The organism is Streptomyces sp. JNUCC 64, from assembly GCF_054484115.1.
In genome coordinates this window covers 1,435,845-1,456,135 of the sequence record NZ_CM137015.1, presented here as the reverse complement: position 1 = coordinate 1,456,135, position 20,291 = coordinate 1,435,845, and the positions used below count along the sequence as shown (strand labels likewise).

The 20,291-nt window shown below is 75.2% G+C and carries 12 protein-coding genes; 7 read left to right on the top strand and 5 right to left on the bottom strand.

The genetic code is table 11. From position 1 onward, the window contains the following. Window positions 1-521: 521 nt before the first annotated feature. Complete coding sequence (locus ACVWNX_RS05765; RefSeq protein ID WP_454412786.1) at window positions 522-3,749, bottom strand: cytochrome P450; 3,228 nt, start codon at window positions 3,747-3,749, stop codon at window positions 522-524. A gap of 351 nt (window positions 3,750-4,100) precedes the next feature. Between ACVWNX_RS05765 and ACVWNX_RS05760 the strand changes: the two genes are divergently transcribed. Then, a complete protein-coding gene (locus ACVWNX_RS05760; protein WP_454412785.1) occupies window positions 4,101-4,739 on the top strand; it encodes a TetR/AcrR family transcriptional regulator in 639 nt (212 codons plus the stop codon). Between the two features lie 80 nt (window positions 4,740-4,819). On the opposite strand, the gene ACVWNX_RS05755 is transcribed toward ACVWNX_RS05760, so the two are convergent. After that, window positions 4,820-6,217, bottom strand: a complete 1,398-nt coding sequence (locus ACVWNX_RS05755) for a DUF7507 domain-containing protein (RefSeq protein ID WP_454412784.1) — start codon at window positions 6,215-6,217, stop codon at window positions 4,820-4,822. A 641-nt stretch (window positions 6,218-6,858) separates the two neighbouring features. Between ACVWNX_RS05755 and ACVWNX_RS05750 the strand changes: the two genes are divergently transcribed. Beyond that, window positions 6,859-7,854, top strand: a complete 996-nt coding sequence (locus ACVWNX_RS05750) for an ABC transporter substrate-binding protein (protein WP_454412783.1) — start codon at window positions 6,859-6,861, stop codon at window positions 7,852-7,854. A 272-nt stretch (window positions 7,855-8,126) separates the two neighbouring features. On the opposite strand, the gene ACVWNX_RS05745 is transcribed toward ACVWNX_RS05750, so the two are convergent. Then, window positions 8,127-9,014 (bottom strand): helix-turn-helix transcriptional regulator, encoded by an 888-nt coding sequence (locus ACVWNX_RS05745; RefSeq protein ID WP_454412782.1) that lies wholly within the window; start codon window positions 9,012-9,014, stop codon window positions 8,127-8,129. A 153-nt stretch (window positions 9,015-9,167) separates the two neighbouring features. Between ACVWNX_RS05745 and ACVWNX_RS05740 the strand changes: the two genes are divergently transcribed. Genes ACVWNX_RS05740 through ACVWNX_RS05725 form a run of 4 tightly spaced genes read left to right on the top strand, consistent with a single transcriptional unit; the run spans window position 9,168 to window position 13,235 of the window. Then, the gene (locus ACVWNX_RS05740; RefSeq protein ID WP_454412781.1) at window positions 9,168-10,214 is read left to right on the top strand and encodes a FecCD family ABC transporter permease; all 1,047 of its coding nucleotides are present in this window, start codon (window positions 9,168-9,170) and stop codon (window positions 10,212-10,214) included. 5 nt (window positions 10,215-10,219) lie between these two features. Next, window positions 10,220-11,323: a FecCD family ABC transporter permease gene (locus ACVWNX_RS05735; protein WP_454412780.1), complete on the top strand. Its 1,104-nt coding sequence runs from the start codon at window positions 10,220-10,222 to the stop codon at window positions 11,321-11,323. Beyond that, on the top strand, window positions 11,320-12,192 hold the full coding sequence (locus ACVWNX_RS05730) for an ABC transporter ATP-binding protein (RefSeq protein ID WP_454412779.1): 873 nt from the start codon (window positions 11,320-11,322) through the stop codon (window positions 12,190-12,192). The genes ACVWNX_RS05735 and ACVWNX_RS05730 overlap by 4 nt, the downstream gene beginning before the upstream one ends. Further along, window positions 12,189-13,235 (top strand): ABC transporter substrate-binding protein, encoded by a 1,047-nt coding sequence (locus ACVWNX_RS05725; protein WP_454412778.1) that lies wholly within the window; start codon window positions 12,189-12,191, stop codon window positions 13,233-13,235. The genes ACVWNX_RS05730 and ACVWNX_RS05725 overlap by 4 nt, the downstream gene beginning before the upstream one ends. Before the next feature lie 391 nt (window positions 13,236-13,626). Here ACVWNX_RS05725 and ACVWNX_RS05720 read toward each other — a convergent pair whose 3' ends face one another. Both ACVWNX_RS05720 and ACVWNX_RS05715 read right to left on the bottom strand, forming a co-directional pair. Beyond that, on the bottom strand, window positions 13,627-15,381 hold the full coding sequence (locus tag ACVWNX_RS05720; RefSeq protein ID WP_454412777.1) for an ABC transporter ATP-binding protein: 1,755 nt from the start codon (window positions 15,379-15,381) through the stop codon (window positions 13,627-13,629). Then, complete coding sequence (locus ACVWNX_RS05715) at window positions 15,371-17,344, bottom strand: ABC transporter ATP-binding protein (RefSeq protein WP_454412776.1); 1,974 nt, start codon at window positions 17,342-17,344, stop codon at window positions 15,371-15,373. Before ACVWNX_RS05715 ends, ACVWNX_RS05720 begins: the two co-directional genes overlap by 11 nt. 949 nt (window positions 17,345-18,293) lie before the next feature. Between ACVWNX_RS05715 and ACVWNX_RS05710 the strand changes: the two genes are divergently transcribed. After that, the gene (locus tag ACVWNX_RS05710; RefSeq protein WP_454412775.1) at window positions 18,294-20,183 is read left to right on the top strand and encodes an SIP domain-containing protein; all 1,890 of its coding nucleotides are present in this window, start codon (window positions 18,294-18,296) and stop codon (window positions 20,181-20,183) included. Window positions 20,184-20,291 lie beyond the last annotated feature (108 nt).

Below are 20,291 nucleotides of genomic sequence, written 5' to 3'. Positions count from 1 at the left end.
GTGCTGGTGGGTCGACACCCTGGGTTCTCCTGGCTGGGAAAGCGGTCGGGAAGCAGCCGGAGGCGCGAGCGGCGTCGGGGAAGGGCGGACGGGCCGGGAGACGGCCGTCGCCGCCCGGCCGGGCCCACGGGCGCGCGGGAGCACGGCACGACGGGGTGCCGCGCGTCAGGGCGCGGTGGGACGGACGGGGGCGGGACGGAGTCCCGGAACGAACGGGGGCGTACGGCAGGGGGACCCCGCGCACGGGTAACCGCCGGGGCCGGTGGAACGGCCCCGGGGCCCGGTGGAGGGCGGGGTCAGCGGCCGGACGCGCGCACGCTTCCACGAGGCGCGCTCGGCTGGGGCCGGGGCATACATCACCGCTTTCCAGGGCTGTCCAGCCCGCAGGGAGAACACGGCCCCCGAACGCGACGGGCCGTGGGACGCCCCGTCAGCCGGGGTCGTCCCGGGCACGCTAACAGCGGCGGCCGGACGGTCGCCAGCGGTTTTCCCGCGGGCGGCCGTCCGGCCCGGTGGGCGGCTCAGCCCGCCCAGACGTCCTCCACGTACCGCTCCTCGGTCATCAGCCCGGCGAGCCACTCCTCGGCGCCCGGGGCGGTCGACCCGGTGTACCGGCGGTGCAGGGAGCGCAGCGCGTCCCGGACGCCGGGGGCCATCGCGCGGCCGTCGCCGCAGACCCGGACGTGCGCCCCGGCCGTCAGCAGCGCCCACACCTCGTCGGCCTCCGCCAGCAGCCGGTCCTGGACGTAGCGCGCCCCGTTCTCCGGCGCCCGGGAGAACACCGGCCGCAGGCTGACGGCCCCGGTCGCCTCGGCGGCCTCCAGCTCGTCGCGGTGCAGATAGTCCACCTCGGGGTGGTCGCAGCCGAAGTAGCAGAGCAGCGGCGCGGCCCCGGCCGCCGGAGCGGTGGCGGCCCGGTCGGCGACGGCGGCCCGGAAGGGCGCCAGTCCGGTGCCCGCCGAGACGAGGACCACCGGGACCGAGGGGTCCGCCGGGAGCCGGAACGCCTCCCGGCAGGGGGCGATCCGGGCGTGGACGAGGTCCCCGGGCTCCAGCGAGGCCAGATGGGCGGCGCCGGTGCCCAGGAAGGTCCCCTCGCCGTCGCGGTGCGGCACCGGGTGCGCGGCGACCATCAGGTCCACCGTGCGGGGGCGCAGCGCGGGGGAGGAGGACACCGAGTAGTAGCGGGGGGCGGTCGGGGTGAGGACGTCGAGGAGGTCTCCGAGTCCGGGGCGGCAGGAGGCGTGCCGTTCCATCAGCTCCAGGACGGTGTCCCGGCCGGGCGCGGCGGCCAGCGCGAGCAGCGCGGCGCGCTCCGGCGGGCAGGGGGCGTGCCCGGCGAGGGCGGTGAGCTGGCGGGCGGTGGCGGGCCGTCCCAGTTCCACGAAGTGGGTGAGCAGGTCCCGCACCGTCACCGGGCGGTCCACCGGGAGCGCGGCCCGGCCGCCGGTGGTGGCGCGCAGCACGACCGCGCGGTCCGGGTCCAGGCAGAGCAGCGTCGTCGCCCGGGTCACCAGGGCGGCGGGCGCGGCGGGCCGCACCAGCAGGTGGTCGCCGGTGCGGTAGGTCGTCCCGGCGGGGAGTCCGAGCCGCAGGAACCGCTTGGAACGGCCCAGTTCGTGGCCGGTGTCCACGAGTTCGCGCCGCTCGGCGACGACCAGCGGGAGCAGTCCGTCGGCGTCGGGGAGGTCCGGGACGTCGGTGCCGGCGTCCTCGACGGTGTACCGGGCGGTGGGCGCGGCCCCGGTGGGGGCCTCGTCGGCGGGGACCCCGTACCGCTCCAGCAGGGCCGTCCAGACGCGGGCGGTCCAGACGCCGACCTCGGCGGGGACGTCGGCGGAGACGTCGACGGCGGCCCGCTCCAGCAGCCGGACCCCTCCGGCGTCGGCCAGCAGCCCGTCCACCAGGGTGGGTATCCGCTGGTAGGTGGCGGACCAGTTGCGGTCGCCGATGCCGAGGACCGCGTACGGCACTCCGGCCGGTGCGCCGCCCTCCTCCAGCCACTCCAGGAACCGGCCCGCGTCGTCGGTGGGGCGCCCGTTGTAGGAGGAGGCGACGACGAGAACGGGGCCGTCGGGGTCCAGGGCGTCCACGGCGTCGTCCAGGGGGGCCAGCGAGGTGGTGAAGCCGTGCCGGGCGCCCTCCTCCGCGAGGTCGGCGGCGATCCCCCGGGAGGTGCCGAGGTTGGAGCCGTAGAGCACGGTGAGGGTGGTGCCCGGGGCGCGCAGCCCGTCGGGCACGGCGGCCGGGGCGTCCGGGACGGCGGCCTCCGCGACGGCGACCGGGACCGTGTGGTGGCGGTCGGCGGTGGTGCGCCGCACGGGGGTGAGGGTGAGGCCGTCGGGCTTGAGGGTCAGGGTCTCCTTGACCTTCAGCTGGTAGTCGCCGTGGTCCAGCAGCCGGTAGCGGTGGACGATCAGCCCGAGCAGCAGGGTCGCCTCGTGCAGCGCGAACTGCCGTCCGATGCAGGACCGTTCGCCGTTGCCGAAGGGCTTGAAGAGATGGCCGGGGCGGCTGTCCACGGCCTCGGGGGCGAAGCGGGACGGGTCGAAGAGTTCGGGGTTGTCGCCCCAGCCCGGGTCCCGGTGCAGCGTCGGGATGATGACGGTGACGGGCTGGCCAGCGCGGACCGGGTAGCGGCCGCCGATGACGGTGTCCTCCAGGGGCGCCACCGCGAAGGCGGGCGCGGTGGGCCACAGCCGCAGGCTCTCGTTGAGGACCTGGCGGACGTACCGCAGCCGTCCCACGTCCTCGTAGGTGGGGTCGGGGTCGTCGGCGTCGCCCCACAGCGCGTCCGTCTCGGCCTGCGCGGCGGCGAGCACCGCCGGGTTCTTCAGCAGGTAGTGGAGGGCGAAGGACAGGGCGCCGCTGGTGGTCTCGTGGCCCGCGATGAGGAAGGTGAGCAGCTGGTAGCGGATGTTGGTGTCGTCCAGGGGCTCGCCGGTCTCCTTGTCCTTGGCGAGCAGCATCAGCGACAGCAGGTCGTCGGGGGCGCCGTCCGCGTCCCCCGGGGCCGCCGCGTCCAGCGGGCCGCCGCCGTCGGCGTGTTCGGCGCGCCGTCCGCGCACGATCTCGTCCGCGAGGCGGTTCATGGCCAGGATGTTGGCCTGCTGGCGCTTCTCGGCGCCCGCGTACAGCAGATCGAGGCCCGGGATGTGGCCCGCCTTCTTCTGGGCGTGGTCCAGAGCCCGGACCATCGCGGTGATGAACGGGTGCGGCTCGTCCCGTTCGAAGCAGCCGAAGTCGAAGCCGAAGCCGCACAGTCCGATGGTGTCGAGGGTGAGCCGGGTCATGTCCTCGGGGACGTCGACGGGCCGTCCCTCATGGGCGTCCCACTTGGCGAGCAGCCGCCGGGCCACCCGCGTCATCGTGGGGTGGTAGGCCCGCAGCGCGTTGAAGGAGAACGCGGGCAGCAGGATGTTGTGCGCCTTGCGCCAGTTGGGTTCGTCGCCGTGCGCGGTGAACAGGCCGTCGCCGCCGAACTCCCGCACGGCCTCCAGCCCCGCCAGCGTCTTGCGGAACCGGCTCTCGTCGCAGACCTCCGCGACCAGGTCGCCGCCCGAGACCATCAGGGTCTCCTGCCCGAAGGCCCGGAGGTTGAAGACCGGTCCCAGGTCCCGTGCCTCGCGCATCGCCCACTGGGTGAAGGTGTCGGTCGGGATGCTCAGGGCGTGCCCGAAGACGGGGAGCCCGGTGCGCTCGGGGACGGTGGCGGTGTGCTCGGCGCGGTGGAGTGCTGACGGGTTCATGGGCCCTGCCCCTCGGTCCTCGGTGGTCCTCGTCGGTCGGAGGAGGGGGAAGCCGTGACGCGCGGTCCACGGGACGCGGTCCGTGGCCCGTCGTTCCCGTCCCGGCTCCCCGGGCCGTGGCCCGGTCCGTGGCCCGGTCCGTGGGTTCCGGGTCCGTGACCCGTGGTTCATATGGGTCACACAGGCCACACGGGTCACGGGGTGGCGCGGTCAGCCGTGGTCGTGCGTGGCCGTCGCGGTCCGTGGCCCGGTGGTTCGGAGGCCCCCTCCTCGCTTCACCATACGCATGACTTTGTCAGGTGACAAAGTCGAGTGACGAAGGCGTCTGACTATGTCGCTATAGTGGCTTGTATGGCTCATGTGACCGCCGCCGAGCGCCGACCCCAGCTCATCGCCGCGGCCATCGAACTCATGGCCCGCGAAGGGGTGGCGGCCGGTTCCACCCGGGCGATCGCGGCCGAACTCGGGGTCGCCCAGGCGACCGTGCACTACACCTTCGGCACCAAGGCCGACCTCTACCGGGCGGTCCTGGAGGCGCTCTCCGGCGAACTGGTCGCCGGGGCGCAGCGGGCGGTCGCCCGCGCGACCAGCCTGGAGGAGGCGCTCCACGCCACCGCCGAGTCGGTCTGGACGCATCTGGGGGAGCGGCCCGAACTGAACCTCGTCTGGTTCGAGCTCGTCACCTTCTCGCTGCGCAGCCCGGAGCTGCGGGAGATGGTGGAGCGCCACTACCAGGACATCGCCGACATCGCGACGGAGGCGCTGATCGAGACCGGGCGCCGGACCGGCCGGGTCTACGCGGCACCGCCCGCCGAGCTGGCGGACTTCCTGGTCACCGGGTTGGACGGGGTCTGCACGGGTTGCCTGGTCCGGGGCGAGACGGTCCCCGGCCCGCAGACCCGGCGACTGCTGGACCAGGTGGTCAGGGCGACCCTGGCGCTCGCGGACGGGACCGCGCCCGCCGTCGGGACCGCGTCGACGGGGCCCTGAGCGGACCGCCCCCCGCGCGCGCACCGCGAGCCGGGCCGCGCGCCATCGCGCGGCCCGGCTCGCCCCGGCCCGGGATCACCTCATCCGGCGCACGGGTCGCAGCAGGACGGGGCCGGGGTCACGCAGACGGTGACGCCGTCGGTGTCGGGGGCGGGGCCGGGGTCCTTCTCGTTCCCGCTGACGGCGGCGGTGTTGACGACCGCGCCGGGCCGGGTGGCCTTGGCCCGCAGGACGAGGCTGGCGGTGGCGCCGACGGCCAGGTCGCCCACGCTCCAGCGGCCGGTGACCGGGTCGTGGCTTCCGGCGGTGGCTTCGGCGGACAGGAAGACCAGGCCCTCGGGGAGCGGATCGGTGACGGTGACGCCGGTGGCCGGGCTCGGGCCGTCGTTGCGCGCGGTGACGCGGTAGGTGACCGTCTGTCCGACGGTGACGGTGGTGGCGTCGGCGGCCTTCGCCACCGTCAGGTCCGCGGCCGGTGCGACCTGGGTGACCTCCTCGTCGGAGGTGGCCGTCAACTGCTCCGGCCGGTCGCCGAGCCGGTTCTCGTAGCCGGCGGTGGCGGTGTTGGCGATCCGCTGGCCGGCGCTGGCCCGGTCGATGGTGACCCGGTACTCCACCGTCGTCCCCGCGGGGAGGGTCTCGGTGTTGGGCAGGCCGCCGCCCTCGGTGGCAGTGGCGCCGTCGCCGAGGTGGAAGACGACCCGGTCGGCGGCGGCGTCGTAGTACGCCTGGTCGTCACCGCGCGCGTCGCTCTTCGGCCCCGCGTTCGGGCCGTCCACGACGCGCAGGGAACCGGGCAGATAGGTGGTGCCCGGGGGGACGGCGTCGGTGAGGACCAGCCGCTCGGCCCCGCCGCCGCCCTCGTTGCGGGCGGTGACGCGGTAGGTGATGACGTCGCCGATCTCCAGCGGCCCCACCGGGATCGCGGTCTTGTCGAGCGTGACCCGGGGCGCGGTGCCGAAGAAGACGCCGTCCAGGAAGTTGCCGATGCCCCGGTTGCCGCCCGCCGCAGAGATGGAGCGGAACGAGAAGCGCGTCAGCGTCTGGCCGGCCGGGACGGTGTAGGTGCCGGTGTAGCGCCCCCAGGCGGTGTTGCCGTCGGTGAAGCGCCGTTGCTCCACCGGGGAGCCGGGCGCCCCGATGTCCAGCGCCATGGTGTCGTCGCCCTGGCGGCCCCGGTGGTGCAGCCGCCAGTAGAGGGTGGTGCCGGGGGTGGTCGGCAGGTCCTGGTAGAGCGTGGAGACCTCGTTCGCGTTCAGCTCCGCGAACTGGTTCCCGTCGGCCGACGGCACCCCCTGGAAGCCCGACCGCCACAGTTCGATCCGGTGGTCCGAGGCGGTGGTGAGCCAGCCCGGGACCCGCTTGGGGGCCTGGGTCTGCGACGAGTCCGGCAGGATCTCCACGCCGGTCACCGTCGGCTGTTCGAAGCTGCCGTTGGCCAGGGCGACGCGGAGCGGGGTGGTGGGAGGTGTGGTCACAGTTCTTCCCCTCGACGAATCGACGAAGTCGGACACCGCTGAGCGCCCGCGCCACCGTTCGGCCGCGCGCCGTGGTGTGCGGTGGTGGAGCCGGGGCGCGCGGCAAGGGCATCGCACGCGGGGGGAGCGCGGGAAGGGGCGGACGGGCCGGTTCGGCCAATCACCCATGGAGGGGTTTGGGTGATCCGCTCCCCGGACCGTCCCCGCGCCGTCCCTGCCGCGTTGCCGTCCGGGGCGCCGGGGCGCGCCACCTCCGTCACGCGCGTCCCCCCAGCATCCCCCTTTCCTTCCGCCCGTCTCGTTCATGGCCGGAAGTGCGGGGGCGCGCCCCGTGGCTCATCCTCGGTCAGGGTGAATCGGGTGCTGTGGAGTTGACGCTTCCGGTGGCGCTCGGGCCCTTCCTCCGGGCCGCCGTCACCTCCGCGCGAGGGGGCCCGCCCGGCGCGCACCCCGGGTGCGCGGGCGCGGGCGGTGGGGGAGGGAGGGGTCCACGGGGCGGGACGGAAGGGGCACCCCCTGGTCAAGGCGGGGTAAAGAGGATCTAGACTTAGCCAAGCCTAACCAAACCTGCGCTCGGCGGATGTGCCGTCATGCCGTCATACCGCCATGCCCCCCGTACCCCGGAAAGCAGAGACAGAGACATGACCGCCAAGACCGCAGCCCGCCGCCGCGCGGCCCTCGCCCTCGCCTCCGCCCTCGCGGGTTCCCTCGCCCTGACCGCCTGCGGCTCGTCCGACTCGGACGGCGGGAAGAAGGAGACGGCCGGGGAGAAGGCCGGGTCCGCCGGGACCCGTGTGCTCAAGACGGTCATGGGCGACGTCAAGGTCAAGGCGAAGCCGCAGCGGGTCGTCACCCTCGACACCGCCGAGCTGGACTCGCTCATCACCCTCGGGGTCAAGCCCGTCGGCGCCACCCGCACCGACACCGCGACCGGCTTCCCCGCCCACGTCCCGGCCGGGAACGTCGAGGGCGTCAAGCTCGTCGGGGAGATGCCCACCCCGAACCTGGAGGCCATCGCGGCCCTCAAGCCGGACCTCATCCTCACCAGCAAGCTCCGTCACGGCGACAAGTACGACGAGCTGAAGGCCATCGCGCCGACCGTGATGACCGAGACCACGGGTCTGCCGTGGAAGGAGAACTTCCTCTTCCACGCCGACGCGCTGGGCAAGAAGCCGGAGGCCGAGAAGGCCGTCGCCGCGTACCAGGCGCGCAGCGCCGAGGTCACCACCGCGCTCGGCGGCAAGGAGAAGGCCGCCGCCATCGAGGTGAACATGGTCCGCTTCATCGAGGGCGCGGACATCCGGCTGTACGGCAAGGAGAACTTCATCGGGACCGTCTTCAAGGACGTGGGCCTCGGCCGCCCGGCCGTCACGGAGAAGGCGGAGGACGGCTTCATGCTGAACGTCAGCCCCGAGAAGATCGACATGGCCGACGCGGACGTCATCTTCCACTCCACCATCGGCGACCCCGACAAGGCCAAGGCCACCCAGGTGCTCCGCAGCCCGCTGTGGAAGAACATGGACGCGGTGAAGAAGGGCGACGTCCACGCCGTCAAGGACGAGCTGTGGATCCAGGCGATCGGCTACACCGGCGCCACCAAGATCCTGGACGAGCTGGAGGCCGCCCTCACCAAGTGAGGTGACCTGTACGGCCAGGGCGCCGGGCGGGGCACTCGCGCCACGCGGCGCGGCGCGGGGCGGGTCCGGAGGACTCCGCCCCGCCTGGTCCGGCTCGCGCCTGGTCCGGCTCGCGCCTGGTCCGGCTCGCGCCTGGTCCGGCTCGCGCCCGGTGCGGCTCGCGCCCGGTCCCGGTTCGTGCGAAGGGCCCCGGCCCGGGGAGTTCCCCCGGGCCGGGGCCCTTCGTCGTGCGCGGGTCCCGCAAGGGCGTCCGTGCCCCCGCCGGGGGCGGGTCAGGCGGCGGCCGTCTCGCGGACGTACGCGCCCGGGGTCCGTCCGAAGTGCCTGCGGAACGCCAGGATGTAGCCGTTGGTGGAGACGAAGCCCACCCGCGCGGCCACCGCGCTCACCAGCTGGCCCTGTGCCAGCAGCGGCAGCGAGTGGTTGAGCCGCAGCCGGGTCCGCCACTCCGAGAACGCCAGCCCGGTCTCCGCCCGGAACGCCCGCCGCAGACTCGTCGAGCTGGTGTACACCTCGTCCGCCCACTCGGTGGCCGTCCGGCCGTCGCCCGGGTCCCGCTCCAGCGCCAGCGCCACCCGGCGGGCCGCGTGACTCGTCGGCCGGGGCAGCGGCAGACAGTCCCGGTGCCCCTCCGACAGCGCCGCGAACACGGCGGGGTCGTTCTCCGACGGGTCCGAACTGCGCATCCGGCCGAGCAGCAGCCGCCGCTGGGCGTCGGTGACGTTGACGGGGGTCACCTCGGTGTAGGGGAGCCGGTGGTCGTCGGGGTCGAAGGTCTCCACCACGATCAGCGAGTCGTTGTCGAAGCGGGCGCTGTGCGGCAGCCACGCCGGGATCCACAGCGCCACCGACGAGGTCAGCTCGTGGTCCCGCCCCCGCGCGTGCACCACGATCCGGCCCACCGGCACGTACAGGAACTGGTGGAAGTCGTGGGCGTGCGTCGGATGGCCCCCGGCCGCGATGAAGTCGTCGTCCGCGAGGGGGACCTCCAGGAGGGCGGGGTCCGGGTGGGGGCCGTCCGCGCGCACGGGGGCCGGGTGAACGGCGTCCGTGCGGACGGGGTCCAGGGCCGGAGCCGCTCCCCGGTCGTCACCGGCCCGCCCGAAGGGGCTGTTTCCGGCCATCTCCATGGTCGTCGTCCTGGTGCTGTTCCCGATCACTCTGTGGTCCTCTCCCCCTGCGGCGGGCCCCGCGCCACGGGTCCGGCTGACCCCTGGTTGTGAGCGGTGTGCCCCCGGCATTGGACCGCCCCCTGGATCGGTAAGGGTAGCCTAAGTCGACGCTTGCCCAGGTGAGAAGGCCCGAGGAACACCATGACAGAGACCCTCCCGAGGGCGACGACACCACCGTCACCGGCGAGGACACGTTCCTCACGCGGTACCGCGGTGCTGCTCTTCGCCGTCCTCGCCCTGGTCGCCGTGACCGTGGCCAGCATCGGGCTCGGCGCCCGTTCGATCTCGCCCCCGGAGGTCGTCCGCATCCTGCTGGATCCGGACAGCGGCGCCTACAACGCGCACGTCCTGTGGACCGAACGCATCCCCCGCACCTTCCTCGGTCTCGCCGTCGGTGCCGCGCTCGGCGCCTCCGGGATGATCATGCAGGCGCTCACCCTCAACCCGCTCGCCGACCCCGGCGTCCTCGGGGTGGAGCAGGGCGCCGCGATGACCGTCGTGCTCGGCATCCTCTTCCTCGACGTCACCGGGGTCACCGGCTACTTCTGGCTGGCGCTCGCCGGGGCCGCGGTCACCGCCGCCCTCGTCTACCTCATCGGCGTCCGCACCAACACCGGCGGCACCACCCTGGGGCTCGTCCTCGCGGGCGTCGCCGTCGCCGCCGTGATGTCCTCGCTGATCACCCTGCTCGTCGTCCGCGACGAGGCGGTCTTCGCCCATCTGCGGTTCTGGTCCGTCGGCCAGCTCACCGGACGCGCCAAGGTCCTCGACGAGATCGTGCCGTTCGCCGTCGTGGGGCTGCTGCTCGCACTGCCCTTCGGCCGCACCCTCAACATCCTCGGCATGGGCGACGACGCGGCCCGCGGCCTCGGCGTCCGCGTCGAACGCGCCCGGCTGGCCGCGGCCGCCGTCGCCGTCCTGCTGTGCGCCGCCGCCACCGCCGCCGTCGGGCCGGTCGCCTTCGTCGGGCTGGTCGCGGCGCACTGCGCCCGGCTGCTGGTGGGCGCCGACCACCGCTGGTCGCTCCCGCTGTCGATGGCGCTCGGCGCGGTCCTGCTGCTCTCCGCCGACACCGTCGGACGGCTCGTCCTCGACCACGGGGAGGTCCAGGTCGCCGTGATGACCGCCGTGGTCGGCACCCCGTTCTTCATCTGGCTGGCCCGCCGCCGCGACCTGGTCAGGGTGTGACACCGATGACGACCTCCGCCACCGCCCCCCGCCCGGCCGCCGCCCCCGTCCCCGTCACCGCCGGGAAGGACGCCGGAACCTCCGCGACCGTCGCCGCGCTCCGCGCCGCCCACCGGCGGCTGGGACGACGGCTCACCACGGTCTCGGCCGTGCTCGTCGCCTCGGTGCTCGCCCTGGTCACCGCCTCCGTGCTGCTCGGCGGGCTCGGCCGGATCGCCACCGCCGACGTGCTGCCCGCCGCCTTCGGACTGCGCACCGGACTCGCCGACTACACGATCTTCCAGAACCGGGTGCCCCGGGCCCTCGCCGCCGCGCTCTCCGGCGCGCTGTTCGGACTCTCCGGCGCCCTGTACCAGCGGCTCGTCCGCAATCCGCTCGCCACCCCCGACATCGTCGGCATCTCGGCGGGCGCCGGGGCCGGGGCCACCACCGTGCTGGTGCTCGCCCCGACCCTGCCCCACGGCACCTCGTTCGCCGCCGTCCTCGGCTCGTTCGCCATCGTCGGACTGGTCCACCTGCTCAGCTGGCGCGGCGGCGTCGACACCTACCGGCTGGTCCTCGTCGGCATCGGCCTCAGCGGGGTCTGCACCGCCTACACCAACTACCTGTTCACCGTTGCCGACCAGCACAGCACCGCCATGGCGATGCGCTGGCTGATCGGCAGCGTCAACGACGTCACCTGGGACGGCGTCGGCACCCTCGCCGCCGCGTTCGCGGCCTGCGCCCTGTGCGCCGCCGCGCTCTCCCGCCCGCTGCACGCCATGGACCTCGGCGACGGACTCGCCACCGGACTCGGCGCCCGGGTTCCCGGCGCCCGGATCGCGGCCCTGCTGCTCGGCGCCGCCGCCGCGGCCCTCGCCACCAGCGTCGTCGGGCCGATCGGCTTCGTCTCCCTGATCAGCGGGCCCATCGCGGTCCGGCTGGTCGGCGCCGACCGCTCACTGGGGCTCGCCCCGCTGGTCGGCGCGGTCATCGTGCTCGCCGCCGACGTCCTCGCGCGCAACGCGCCCCTCATCAGCCCGGTGCCCACCGGGGCCCTCACCGCGCTGCTCGGCGCGCCCTACTTCGTCTGGCTGATCCTTCGGCGCAGGCAGGGAGCCACCACGTGACCAACGATCCCGCCGCCCCGGCGCCCCGACTCGAAGCCCGCGCCCTCAGCGCCGGTTACGGGAAGTCCCTGATCGTCGAGGAACTGTCGCTGCGGATCGACGAGGGCCGGATCACCGCCCTCGTCGGCCCCAACGCCTGCGGCAAGTCCACCCTGCTGAAGTCGATCGCCCGGCTGATGCCGCTGGCCGCCGGATCGGTCCTCCTCGACGGCACGGACCTGCACACCCTCTCCACCCGGGACGTCGCCCGCGGCCTCGGCATCCTGCCGCAGTCCCCGATCGCCCCGGAGAGCATCACCGTCGGCGACCTGGTCTGGCGCGGCAGGCATCCGCACCGCCGGTTCGGCCAGCGGCGCACCGCCGCCGACGAGACCGTCATCGCCGAGGCCCTGGCCGCCACCGGGACCGCCGGACTGATCGACCGCCCGGTGGACGAACTCTCCGGCGGCCAGCGCCAGCGGGTCTGGATCGCCCTGGCACTCGCCCAGGACACCCCGACCCTGCTGCTGGACGAACCCACCACCTACCTCGACATCGCCCACCAGATCGAGGTGATGGACCTGCTGGCCGACCTCAACGAACGGACCGGCAAGACCATCGTCCTCGTCTCCCACGACCTCAACCAGGCCGCCCTGTACGCCTCGACCATCGTCGCCATGCGCGACGGCCGGATCGTCCGCCAGGGCCCTCCGGAGGACGTCCTCACCGAGGAGACCGTCGCCGAGGTCTTCGGCCTCGACTGCCTCGTCGTCCCCCATCCCCGCTCCGCCCGGCCGCAGATCTTCCCGCTCGGCCGCCACATCGGAGCCCCCCTCCCCGGCCCCGCCGGGAACGGCACCACCGCACCCACTCTCCAGGAGACCCCATGAACCGCCCGACCAGCTCCCCGCGCCGCCGTGGCGCCGTCCGGCTGCTGCTCGCCACCGCGACCGCCGTCGCCCTCGTCACCGGCTGCGGCGGTGGCGGCGACACCGGCGCCGCCGACGACGCGAAGGGGACCGGGGCGGACACCAAGGGCTACCCGGTGAAGCTCACCAGCGCCTGGGGCGACGACGAGCTGAAGAAGAAGCCGCTGCGGGTCGCGACCGTCTCCGACGGCGACACCTCCATCGCCCTCGCGCTCGGCATCACCCCGGTGATCACCCCGGACGTCGAGGACGGGGACCCGGTCGCGCCCTACAAGAAGCGGGCGATGGAGAAGCTCGGCATCGACAAGCTGCCGACGTTCGACGACACCGACGGCACCGACTACGAGGCCATCGCCGCCGCCGAGCCCGACGTCATCCTCGGGGTGAACGCCTGGAGCATGGACTCCGACTACGCCAAGCTCAAGCCCATCGCCCCGGTCGTCACCTTCGACGACAAGAAGCACGCCGACACCCTCACCTGGCAGGAGCGGCTCACCCGGGCGGCGAAGGCGCTCGGCGTCCCCGCCGAGGCGAAGGAGGTCATCGCCGCCAACCGCGCCACGGTCGAGGCGGCCGCCAAGGCCAACCCGGAGCTGAAGGGCAAGACCTACACCTACGCCGTGGTCCACCCCGAGCAGGTCAGCTTCATGTCCTACGGGGAGCAGGACCCCGGGATCTTCGAGGAGCTGGGTCTGAGCAAGACCGACAAGGCGAAGAACTACACCGCCAACAAGAACGGCGTCAGCCTGGAGAACCTCGACCAGCTCGACGCGGACATCCTGCTCGTCACCTACCCGTTCGGTGACGAGGGTCTGCTCAGCGCCTCCGAACTGGAGGGCAACAAGCTGTTCAAGTCGCTCGGCGCGGTGCGCCGCGGCAACTTCGCGGTGGTCCCGTCCGAGAACACCCTCTCCTCGACCATCGCCTTCCCGGACGCGCTCAGCGCCTCCTGGGTGGTCGAGGAGCTGACCCCGATCCTGGCGAAGGCCGCCAAGGGCGACTGATCCGGTACCGGGGTGCTTCCCCGGAGGGCCGGACACCACCAAGGGGCCGGGCGGGTTCACACGAACCCGCCCGGCCCCTTGGTACGCGCGCCTCGGCCCCTCCGGTCGCCGGGCACTCCGCCGTACGCGCGTCGACGGGCGTCCGGGCCCCGGCCCGGCCCCTCCCGTACGGGCCGGGGTGCCGCCTCACCCGCGCGGACCGGCCCCGGCCCGTACGTGCCGTACCCCGTGCTGTCCGGCTGTCCGGCTGTCCGGCTGTCCGGCTGTCCGCGCTGTCCGGCTGACCAGGCTGTCCTGGCCGTCTGAGCCGTCTGAGCCGTCTGAGCCGTCTGAGCCGTCTGAGCCGTCCGGGCCGTCCGGGTCCCGTCACCAGGACCCGGACGACCCCGGGTCAGGGGCCCGTCACCGTCCCGGCGGGCATCCTCAGCACCCGGTGGCCCCGGGCGATCGTCTCCGCGCGGTGCGCGATCACCACCAGCGCCCGGTCGCCCGAGACCGCGTCCAGCGCCGACTCGATCCGCGCGGCGGTCTCCCGGTCCACTCCGGCGGTGGCCTCGTCCAGCACCAGCACCGCCGGATCCGCCAGCACCGCCCGCGCCAGCGCCACCAGCTGCCGCTCCCCGCCCGACAGCGAGTCCGGGCCGACCGGGGTGTCCAGCCCCTCCGGCAGCCCGGCCGCCCACCGGTCCAGCCCCAGCTCCCGCAGCACCTCCGCCACCCGCTCCGGCCCCGGCCGCCCCGCCACCATCGCCAGGTTCCCGCCGACCGTCCCCGTCACCAGTGCCACGTCCTGCGGGACGAGCGCGATCCGGGCCCGCAGCCCTTCCGGGTCCCACCCGGACAGCTCCCGTCCGGCGAACGTCACCGAGCCCCGGTCCGGCGGGTACAGCCCGGCGAGCAGCTTGCCCACCGTCGACTTCCCCGCGCCGGTCGGCCCGGCCACCACCAGCCGGTCCCCGGGCCGCACGGTCAGCGACAGCCCGTCCACCACCGGGGTCCCGGCGCGGTAGCCGAAGCCCACGTCCGTCAGCACCAGCGGGCCCCGCGCGGGCGGCTCCCCGGCCCCGGCGACGTCGTCCACCGCACCCGCCGCACGGGCCCGTCCGGGGAGCGGCCCGGACCGTCCGGAACGCGTCCGGGGCGCGGGCACTGCCGCCCCCGTCGCCCGCACCAGGTCCAGCAGCCGCGCCAGCCGTACGTGTGCCTGGCGCCCCTCGCCCACCGCGCCCGCCAGGTCCTCGAACCGCCCCAGCAGCTCCCGGGTGGCGAGCACGAACACCACCGCGACCCCCACCCCCAGCTCGCCCCGGCCCACCAGCGCGGCGCCCGCCACCAGCAGGCCCGCCAGACACCCGGCCTGGAGCAGCGCCAGCCGGTTCAGCACCAGCTCGGTGCGGACCTCCCGTTCCCGGGCCGCCCGCAGCCGGGCGTTGTCCCCCCGGAACAGCTCCAGCCACCGGGGCACCGCACCGGTCACCCGTAGCTGCTCCTGCGCGGGCAGCGACTCCGAGAACCGCGCCGAGACCTCCGACTCCGCCGCGGCCACCGCCGCGTAGGCGGGGCCCGCCCGGTCGTGGAACCGCCGGACGATCAGCACCGCGGGCGGCAGGAACGCCAGCAGCAGCGCCCCCGTCAGCACCAGCGAGTGCGCGGCCAGCATCACCACCGTGAACACCAGCACCAGCGCGGCGGAGACCAGATCGGGCAGGGTCCCCCCGGCGAACGAGGCCAGTCCGTTCAGCTCCCCGGTGAGCCGCCGCAGCAGCTCGCCCCCGCGGTGCGCCTCCACGAACCGCAGCGGCGCCCCGCCGACGGCGGCCGTGGCGTGCTCCCGCAGCCCGGCCAGCACCCCCTCCCCGACCCGGATCAGCCAGAGGCGGGACGCCCAGGTCAGCACCCCGGTCGCGGCGACGGTCCCGAGCAGCGCCCCGGCCCAGGCGGTGAGCGCCGCCCGGTCGCCGGACCCGGCGGCGTCCACCACCCGGCCGGTCAGCGCGGTCACCGCCACCGCCAGCGCGGCACCGGCGAGGTTGAGGACGACGGCGAGCGCCAGCGCCCGCCGGTGCCCCCGCAGGAAGGGCGCGGCCCGGCGGAAGACCCGCCGCTGGTCGGGGAGTTCGGCCAGCAGGAAGGGGTCAGCGGACACGGGGCGCCTCCTCGGCGTCGGGCTCGTCGATGGGCGCGGGCGGGCGCGTGGGCGCGGGGCGCCGGCCTGGTGTGGGGGCGGGCCCGGGTACGGACGCGGGCTCGGGCGGGCGTCCGTCAGCGTCGGGTGCCGGTGCCGGTGACGGTGCCGGTGTCCGGGGCTGGGCCGGTGCGGGAGTCTGGGTTCGGGCACGGGCTGGTGTGTCCGAACGTGCCGGTGCCGGTGTCGGTGTCGGTACGGGAGCCTGGTCCGGCGCCCGCGTCGGTGCCGGAACGGGGGTTTGTACGGGAGCCGGGGCGGGAGCGGGAGCGCCGGGGCCCGGTGGCAGCCGGACCTCCCGGTCGGCGAGGGCCCGCACGGCGGGGGAGTGGGTGGCGAACACCACCGCCACCCCACGGGTGGCCCGGCGCAACCGGGCCAGCACCTCCGCCTCGGTGGCCCCGTCCAGCGCGGACGTCACATCGTCCAGCAGCAGCACCGGACTCCCGCGCAACAGCGCCCGGGCCAGCGCCACCAGCTGTCGCTGCCCTCCGGACAGTGCCCGCCCGCGTTCGCCGACCCCGGTGTCCCAGCCGTCGGCGAGCCCGGCCAGCGCCAGGTCCAGCCCGGCGGCCGTCGCCGCCGCGTCCAGGGCCGCCCGGTCGCGGTCACCGCCCAGCAGCAGGTTCTCCAGGACGGTCCCGTGCACCAGCAGCGGGCCCTCCGGGACGAGACCGACCGTGGCGCACCGGTCGTCCGGGCCCGCGTCGTCCAGGGACACCCCCGCCAGGGTCACCGTGCCCTCGGCGGGCACCAACCGGGCCAGCGCCCGCAGCAGGGTGCTCTTGCCGGAACCGGTCGGCCCGGTCAGCGCCACCCATTCGCCGGGCGCCGCCGTCAGATCCAGCGGTCCGATGGGCGCCCGGCCCGGACTCCGCACGGTCAGTCCGCGCGCCCGCAGCTCACCGGCGCGGGGCAGCGGGACCCGTTCCCCGTCCTCCGGCACCAGCGCGAGGACCTCCCCGACGCGTTCCGCCGCGACGAGCGCCTCCGCCCGTTCCCCGAGCCGGGCCGTCAGCACGGTCACGGCCAGGGACACCGTTCCCATCCACAGCACGAACGTCGTCAGCGCGCCCACGGTCAGGGTGCCGTCCAGCACGGCGAGCCCGCCGGTGAACAGTCCGACCGTCACCGCGAGAAGCGGCACCACGGCGGACGCCGCCTCCCACAGCGCCCCGACCGACGCCAGCCGCCGGGTGCGGTGGGTGACCTCGGCGCTGTGCCGGTGGTGCCGTTCCACCAGCCGCCGCTCGGCGCCGACCCCGCGCAACGGCAGCAGCGCCGACAGCAGTTCCCCGGCCACCGCCGAACGCGCCCCGTGCGCCTCGGCGAGGTCCCGCGCCCGCCGCCCGAAGCGCGGCGGGAACACCCGGTTGAGCACCAGCAGCACCGGTACGGTCAGCGCCGCCACCAGCAGCAGCCCCGGATCGAGCACGGCGATGGCCGGGACCAGCACCACCCCGGTGATCCCGATCACCACCCAGCTGGTCAGCCCGTGCACCCACACCAGGACGGTGTCCACGTCCCGGGTGGCGCGGTCGGTCAGTTCCCCGGCGCCGCCGGTGCGCCGCCGCGCGGTGTCGGTGTCGAGGGAGAGGATCGCCGTCAGCAGCCTGACCCGCAGCCAGGCCCCGGCGTCCGCCTCGGCGAGGTTGGTCCACAGCTGCCAGCCGCGCATCCCCGCGTACTCGACGGCGGCGGCCCCGAGAAACGCCAGCGCCCAGCCCACGGCGGCCCGGGTGTCGCCCGTCGTCCCGGCGTCCAGGGACCTGCCCAGCAGCCAGGGCAGGGCGAGGAACGCGCACTGGCGCAGGACCGCCCAGCCGACGGACCGCGCGAGGGACCCACGGACCCGGGACAGGCACCGCCGGAGCAGTCGGTGCGCGGGCGGCCGGTGCGGGGGCACGGCTGGACGGGGTGTCACGGGCGGTCCTCGGGATGGGGGACGGGGACGGGCGCCGCCGTGCGCGCGGCACCGGCCGGGCTCCCGGTGTCACCGTAGGAGCGCGGGGCGGGGCGTGGTCCAAGGGACAGCGCGGACCCGTCGAAGCGGGCGGTCCGGTGTCCTCCGCTGTCCTCCGCGGGTCGGGACGGCGCGGTGACCTCGGGGTTCCGTGGTCGAGTGCCTCGGTGCCTCGGTGCCTCGGTGCCTCGGTGGCCCGGTGGCCCGGTGGCCCGGTGGCCCGGTGGCCCGGTGGTCGAGTGGTCGAGTGGTCGAGTGGCCGAGCCATCTGGGTGCCCCCGGGGAACCTGATGGCCCGGGAAGCCCGGGAGGCTCGGGAGCCCGGGTGTCCCGGCCCTGAGGTCCCGATGCCCGAGGGGACGGGCCGCGCCGGGGAGTCGAGCCAGTGGTGGCCCCGTCAGGTCCGGAGCCCGGGCGGTTCTCACGGTGTGCCCGGCGGCTCCGTCCCCTCGGACCGCCAGCCGTCGGACCGCCACGGGCCACCGGTTCCCGTCCCACCGCCCGCAGGGGCACCGCCCCGCCGTCCACAGGGTCACCACCCCGTCGGGTCCCAGGCCGCCGTCCCACAAGGTCACCGTCGCGGTCGGGCCACCGTCCGATCAGGCCATCAGACCGCCGGGCCACCGTCCCGTCAGACGCCGGGCCGGCGGGACGCGCGCCGTGCGCGGGGAGAGCACACCGGGTGGCGCCGGGTGGCACGGAACGGACCCGCCGGTTGGATCGGCGGCCCGGACCTCCGCATAGCCTGGGGCCGGGCCGGACGGCCTCCGGGCGCGGCGGTCATGACCACCCGCCCGCTCCGGAGGCCGTCCGTCACGGGAGGGTCAGCCCGTCGTGACGCCACGGCCCCACCGCCCGGCCGCGTCCGCGGCCCGGCGCGCACCCGCCCCAGGCCCCCGAGGAGCCCCGAATGCCCGCGCGCAGCCCCCGCCCGGTCGCCACCTTCCCCATCGTGCTCAGGGAGCTGACCGTCCTGCGGGTCAGCGACGTGACCCCCGGGATGCGCCGGGTGACGCTGGGCGGACCGCAGCTCGGCGCGTTCCGCAACGGTGACATCGACCTGCCCGCGCTGCGCACCGAGGGCTTCGACGACCACGTGAAGTTCTTCTTCGGCGAGGACGGCGCGGCGCCGGTGCTGCCCCGGCAGAAGGTCGGCAGCCTGGACTGGCCCCGCGACGAGCGGCCCCTCGCCAAGGACTACACCCCGGTCCGCTTCGACCCGGAGGCCGGGGAGATCGACTTCGACTTCGTACGGCACGCGGGCGGAGTGGCCTCGACCTGGGCGGACACCGTCGAGCCGGGCGCCGTGACCTGGATCGCGGGCCCCAAGATGTCGCACGGCCACCCCGAGGGCGCGGACTGGCTCCTGGTCATCGGGGACGAGACCGCGCTGCCCGCGATCGGCCGCTGGCTGGCGGAGATGCCGGAGGGCACCCGGGCCCGGGTCCTCGTGGAGGTCGGTGACGACAGCCACCGCCAGGAGCTGCCCACCCGCGCGGACGCCGAGGTCGTCTGGCTCTCCCGCGACGGCGCCCCGGCCGGGACCACCGATCTGCTGGAACGGGCGCTGCGCGAACTGGAGTGGTGGCCGGGCGAGGTGTTCGTCTGGGCGGCGGGGGAGACCGTCACCCTCAAGGGCGTCCGCCGTCACCTCGCGGTGGACCGCGGGGTGCCCCGGGAGCGCACCCACATCACCGGCTACTGGCGGCGTACGGAACCGGTCGTGACCGACGGCGTCGGAGCCGACGGCGAGGCCGTCGCGGAGACGGCCGGAGCCGAGGACGACGACGCCCATGAGCGGCTGCACGAGCTGACCGACCTGGCACCCGGGTTCGCGATCCGCGCCGGGGTGACCCTCGGCCTCTTCGACCTGGTCCACAGCGGGGTGCGGGACCCCGCCGAACTGGTCCGCCGCTGTGCCGCCGACCCCGACGCCCTCGCCGCCCTGCTCGCCTGTCTGATCGAGGTCGGCGTCCTGGACCGGGATGCGGACGGCGTCCGGCTCACGGCCGTGGGCGAGGAACTCGTCGAGGACGACCACTCGTCCGACGAGTACCGGCTGGACGGCGCCCAGGCGGCCCTGGACCTCTCGCTGGCCGGACTGTACGAGGCGGCGCGCGGCGGACGCGGCGGCGCCCGGACCGCGTCGGGCGTCCCGCTGGCCGAGGCGATGCGCGAGGACGAACGCCTCGGGGGCTCGGCGCGGGCCCTGATCGAGGAGGAGGCCCTGTGGTTCGCGCCCGGGGTGGTCACCGCCCACGACTGGGCCTCGGCCGGTACCGTCACGGCCGCCGGACACGGGGTCGGAGCCCTGGCCAACGCCCTGGTCAAGGCGGTGCCCGGACTGCGGATGCGGATCGCCGCGCTGCCGTCGGCGCTGCGCGTGCTGAGGGAACGGGTCCTCGACACGGACACCCTGGACCGGGTGGACCTCGTCCCGGGGACCGGTCCCGTCCCGGGCGGCGGTGACACGGTGCTGCTCTCCCGGCTCCTCGACTGGATGCCCGACGAGGACGCCGTGCAGGCCCTGCGGGAGGCCGCCGCCGGGCTCGCCGACGGGGGCACCCTGCTGATGGTCGAGCAGGTCCGCCCCGAGGGCGCGGCCCCCGGTGACCCGGCGGCCTTCGAGGACATCGACGCGGCCCTGCACCATCTCCGGCTGACCTGCGCCTTCGGCTCGGGGGTGCGGACCGCCGCCGCGCTGGCCGACCTCGCCGCCCGCGCCGGACTGTCCGTCCGCGCCAGCCACGACGTCGGCTGGGACCACCGACTGCTGGTGCTGACCCCCGGCGGGGAGTGACCCCGGCGGCAAGCGACTGCGGCGGGGAGTGACCCCGGCGGCAAGCTGCTCCGGTTGGAGACGGCTCCGGCGAGGAGCGACCGGTGGGAACGAAACCGGTGGGGACCG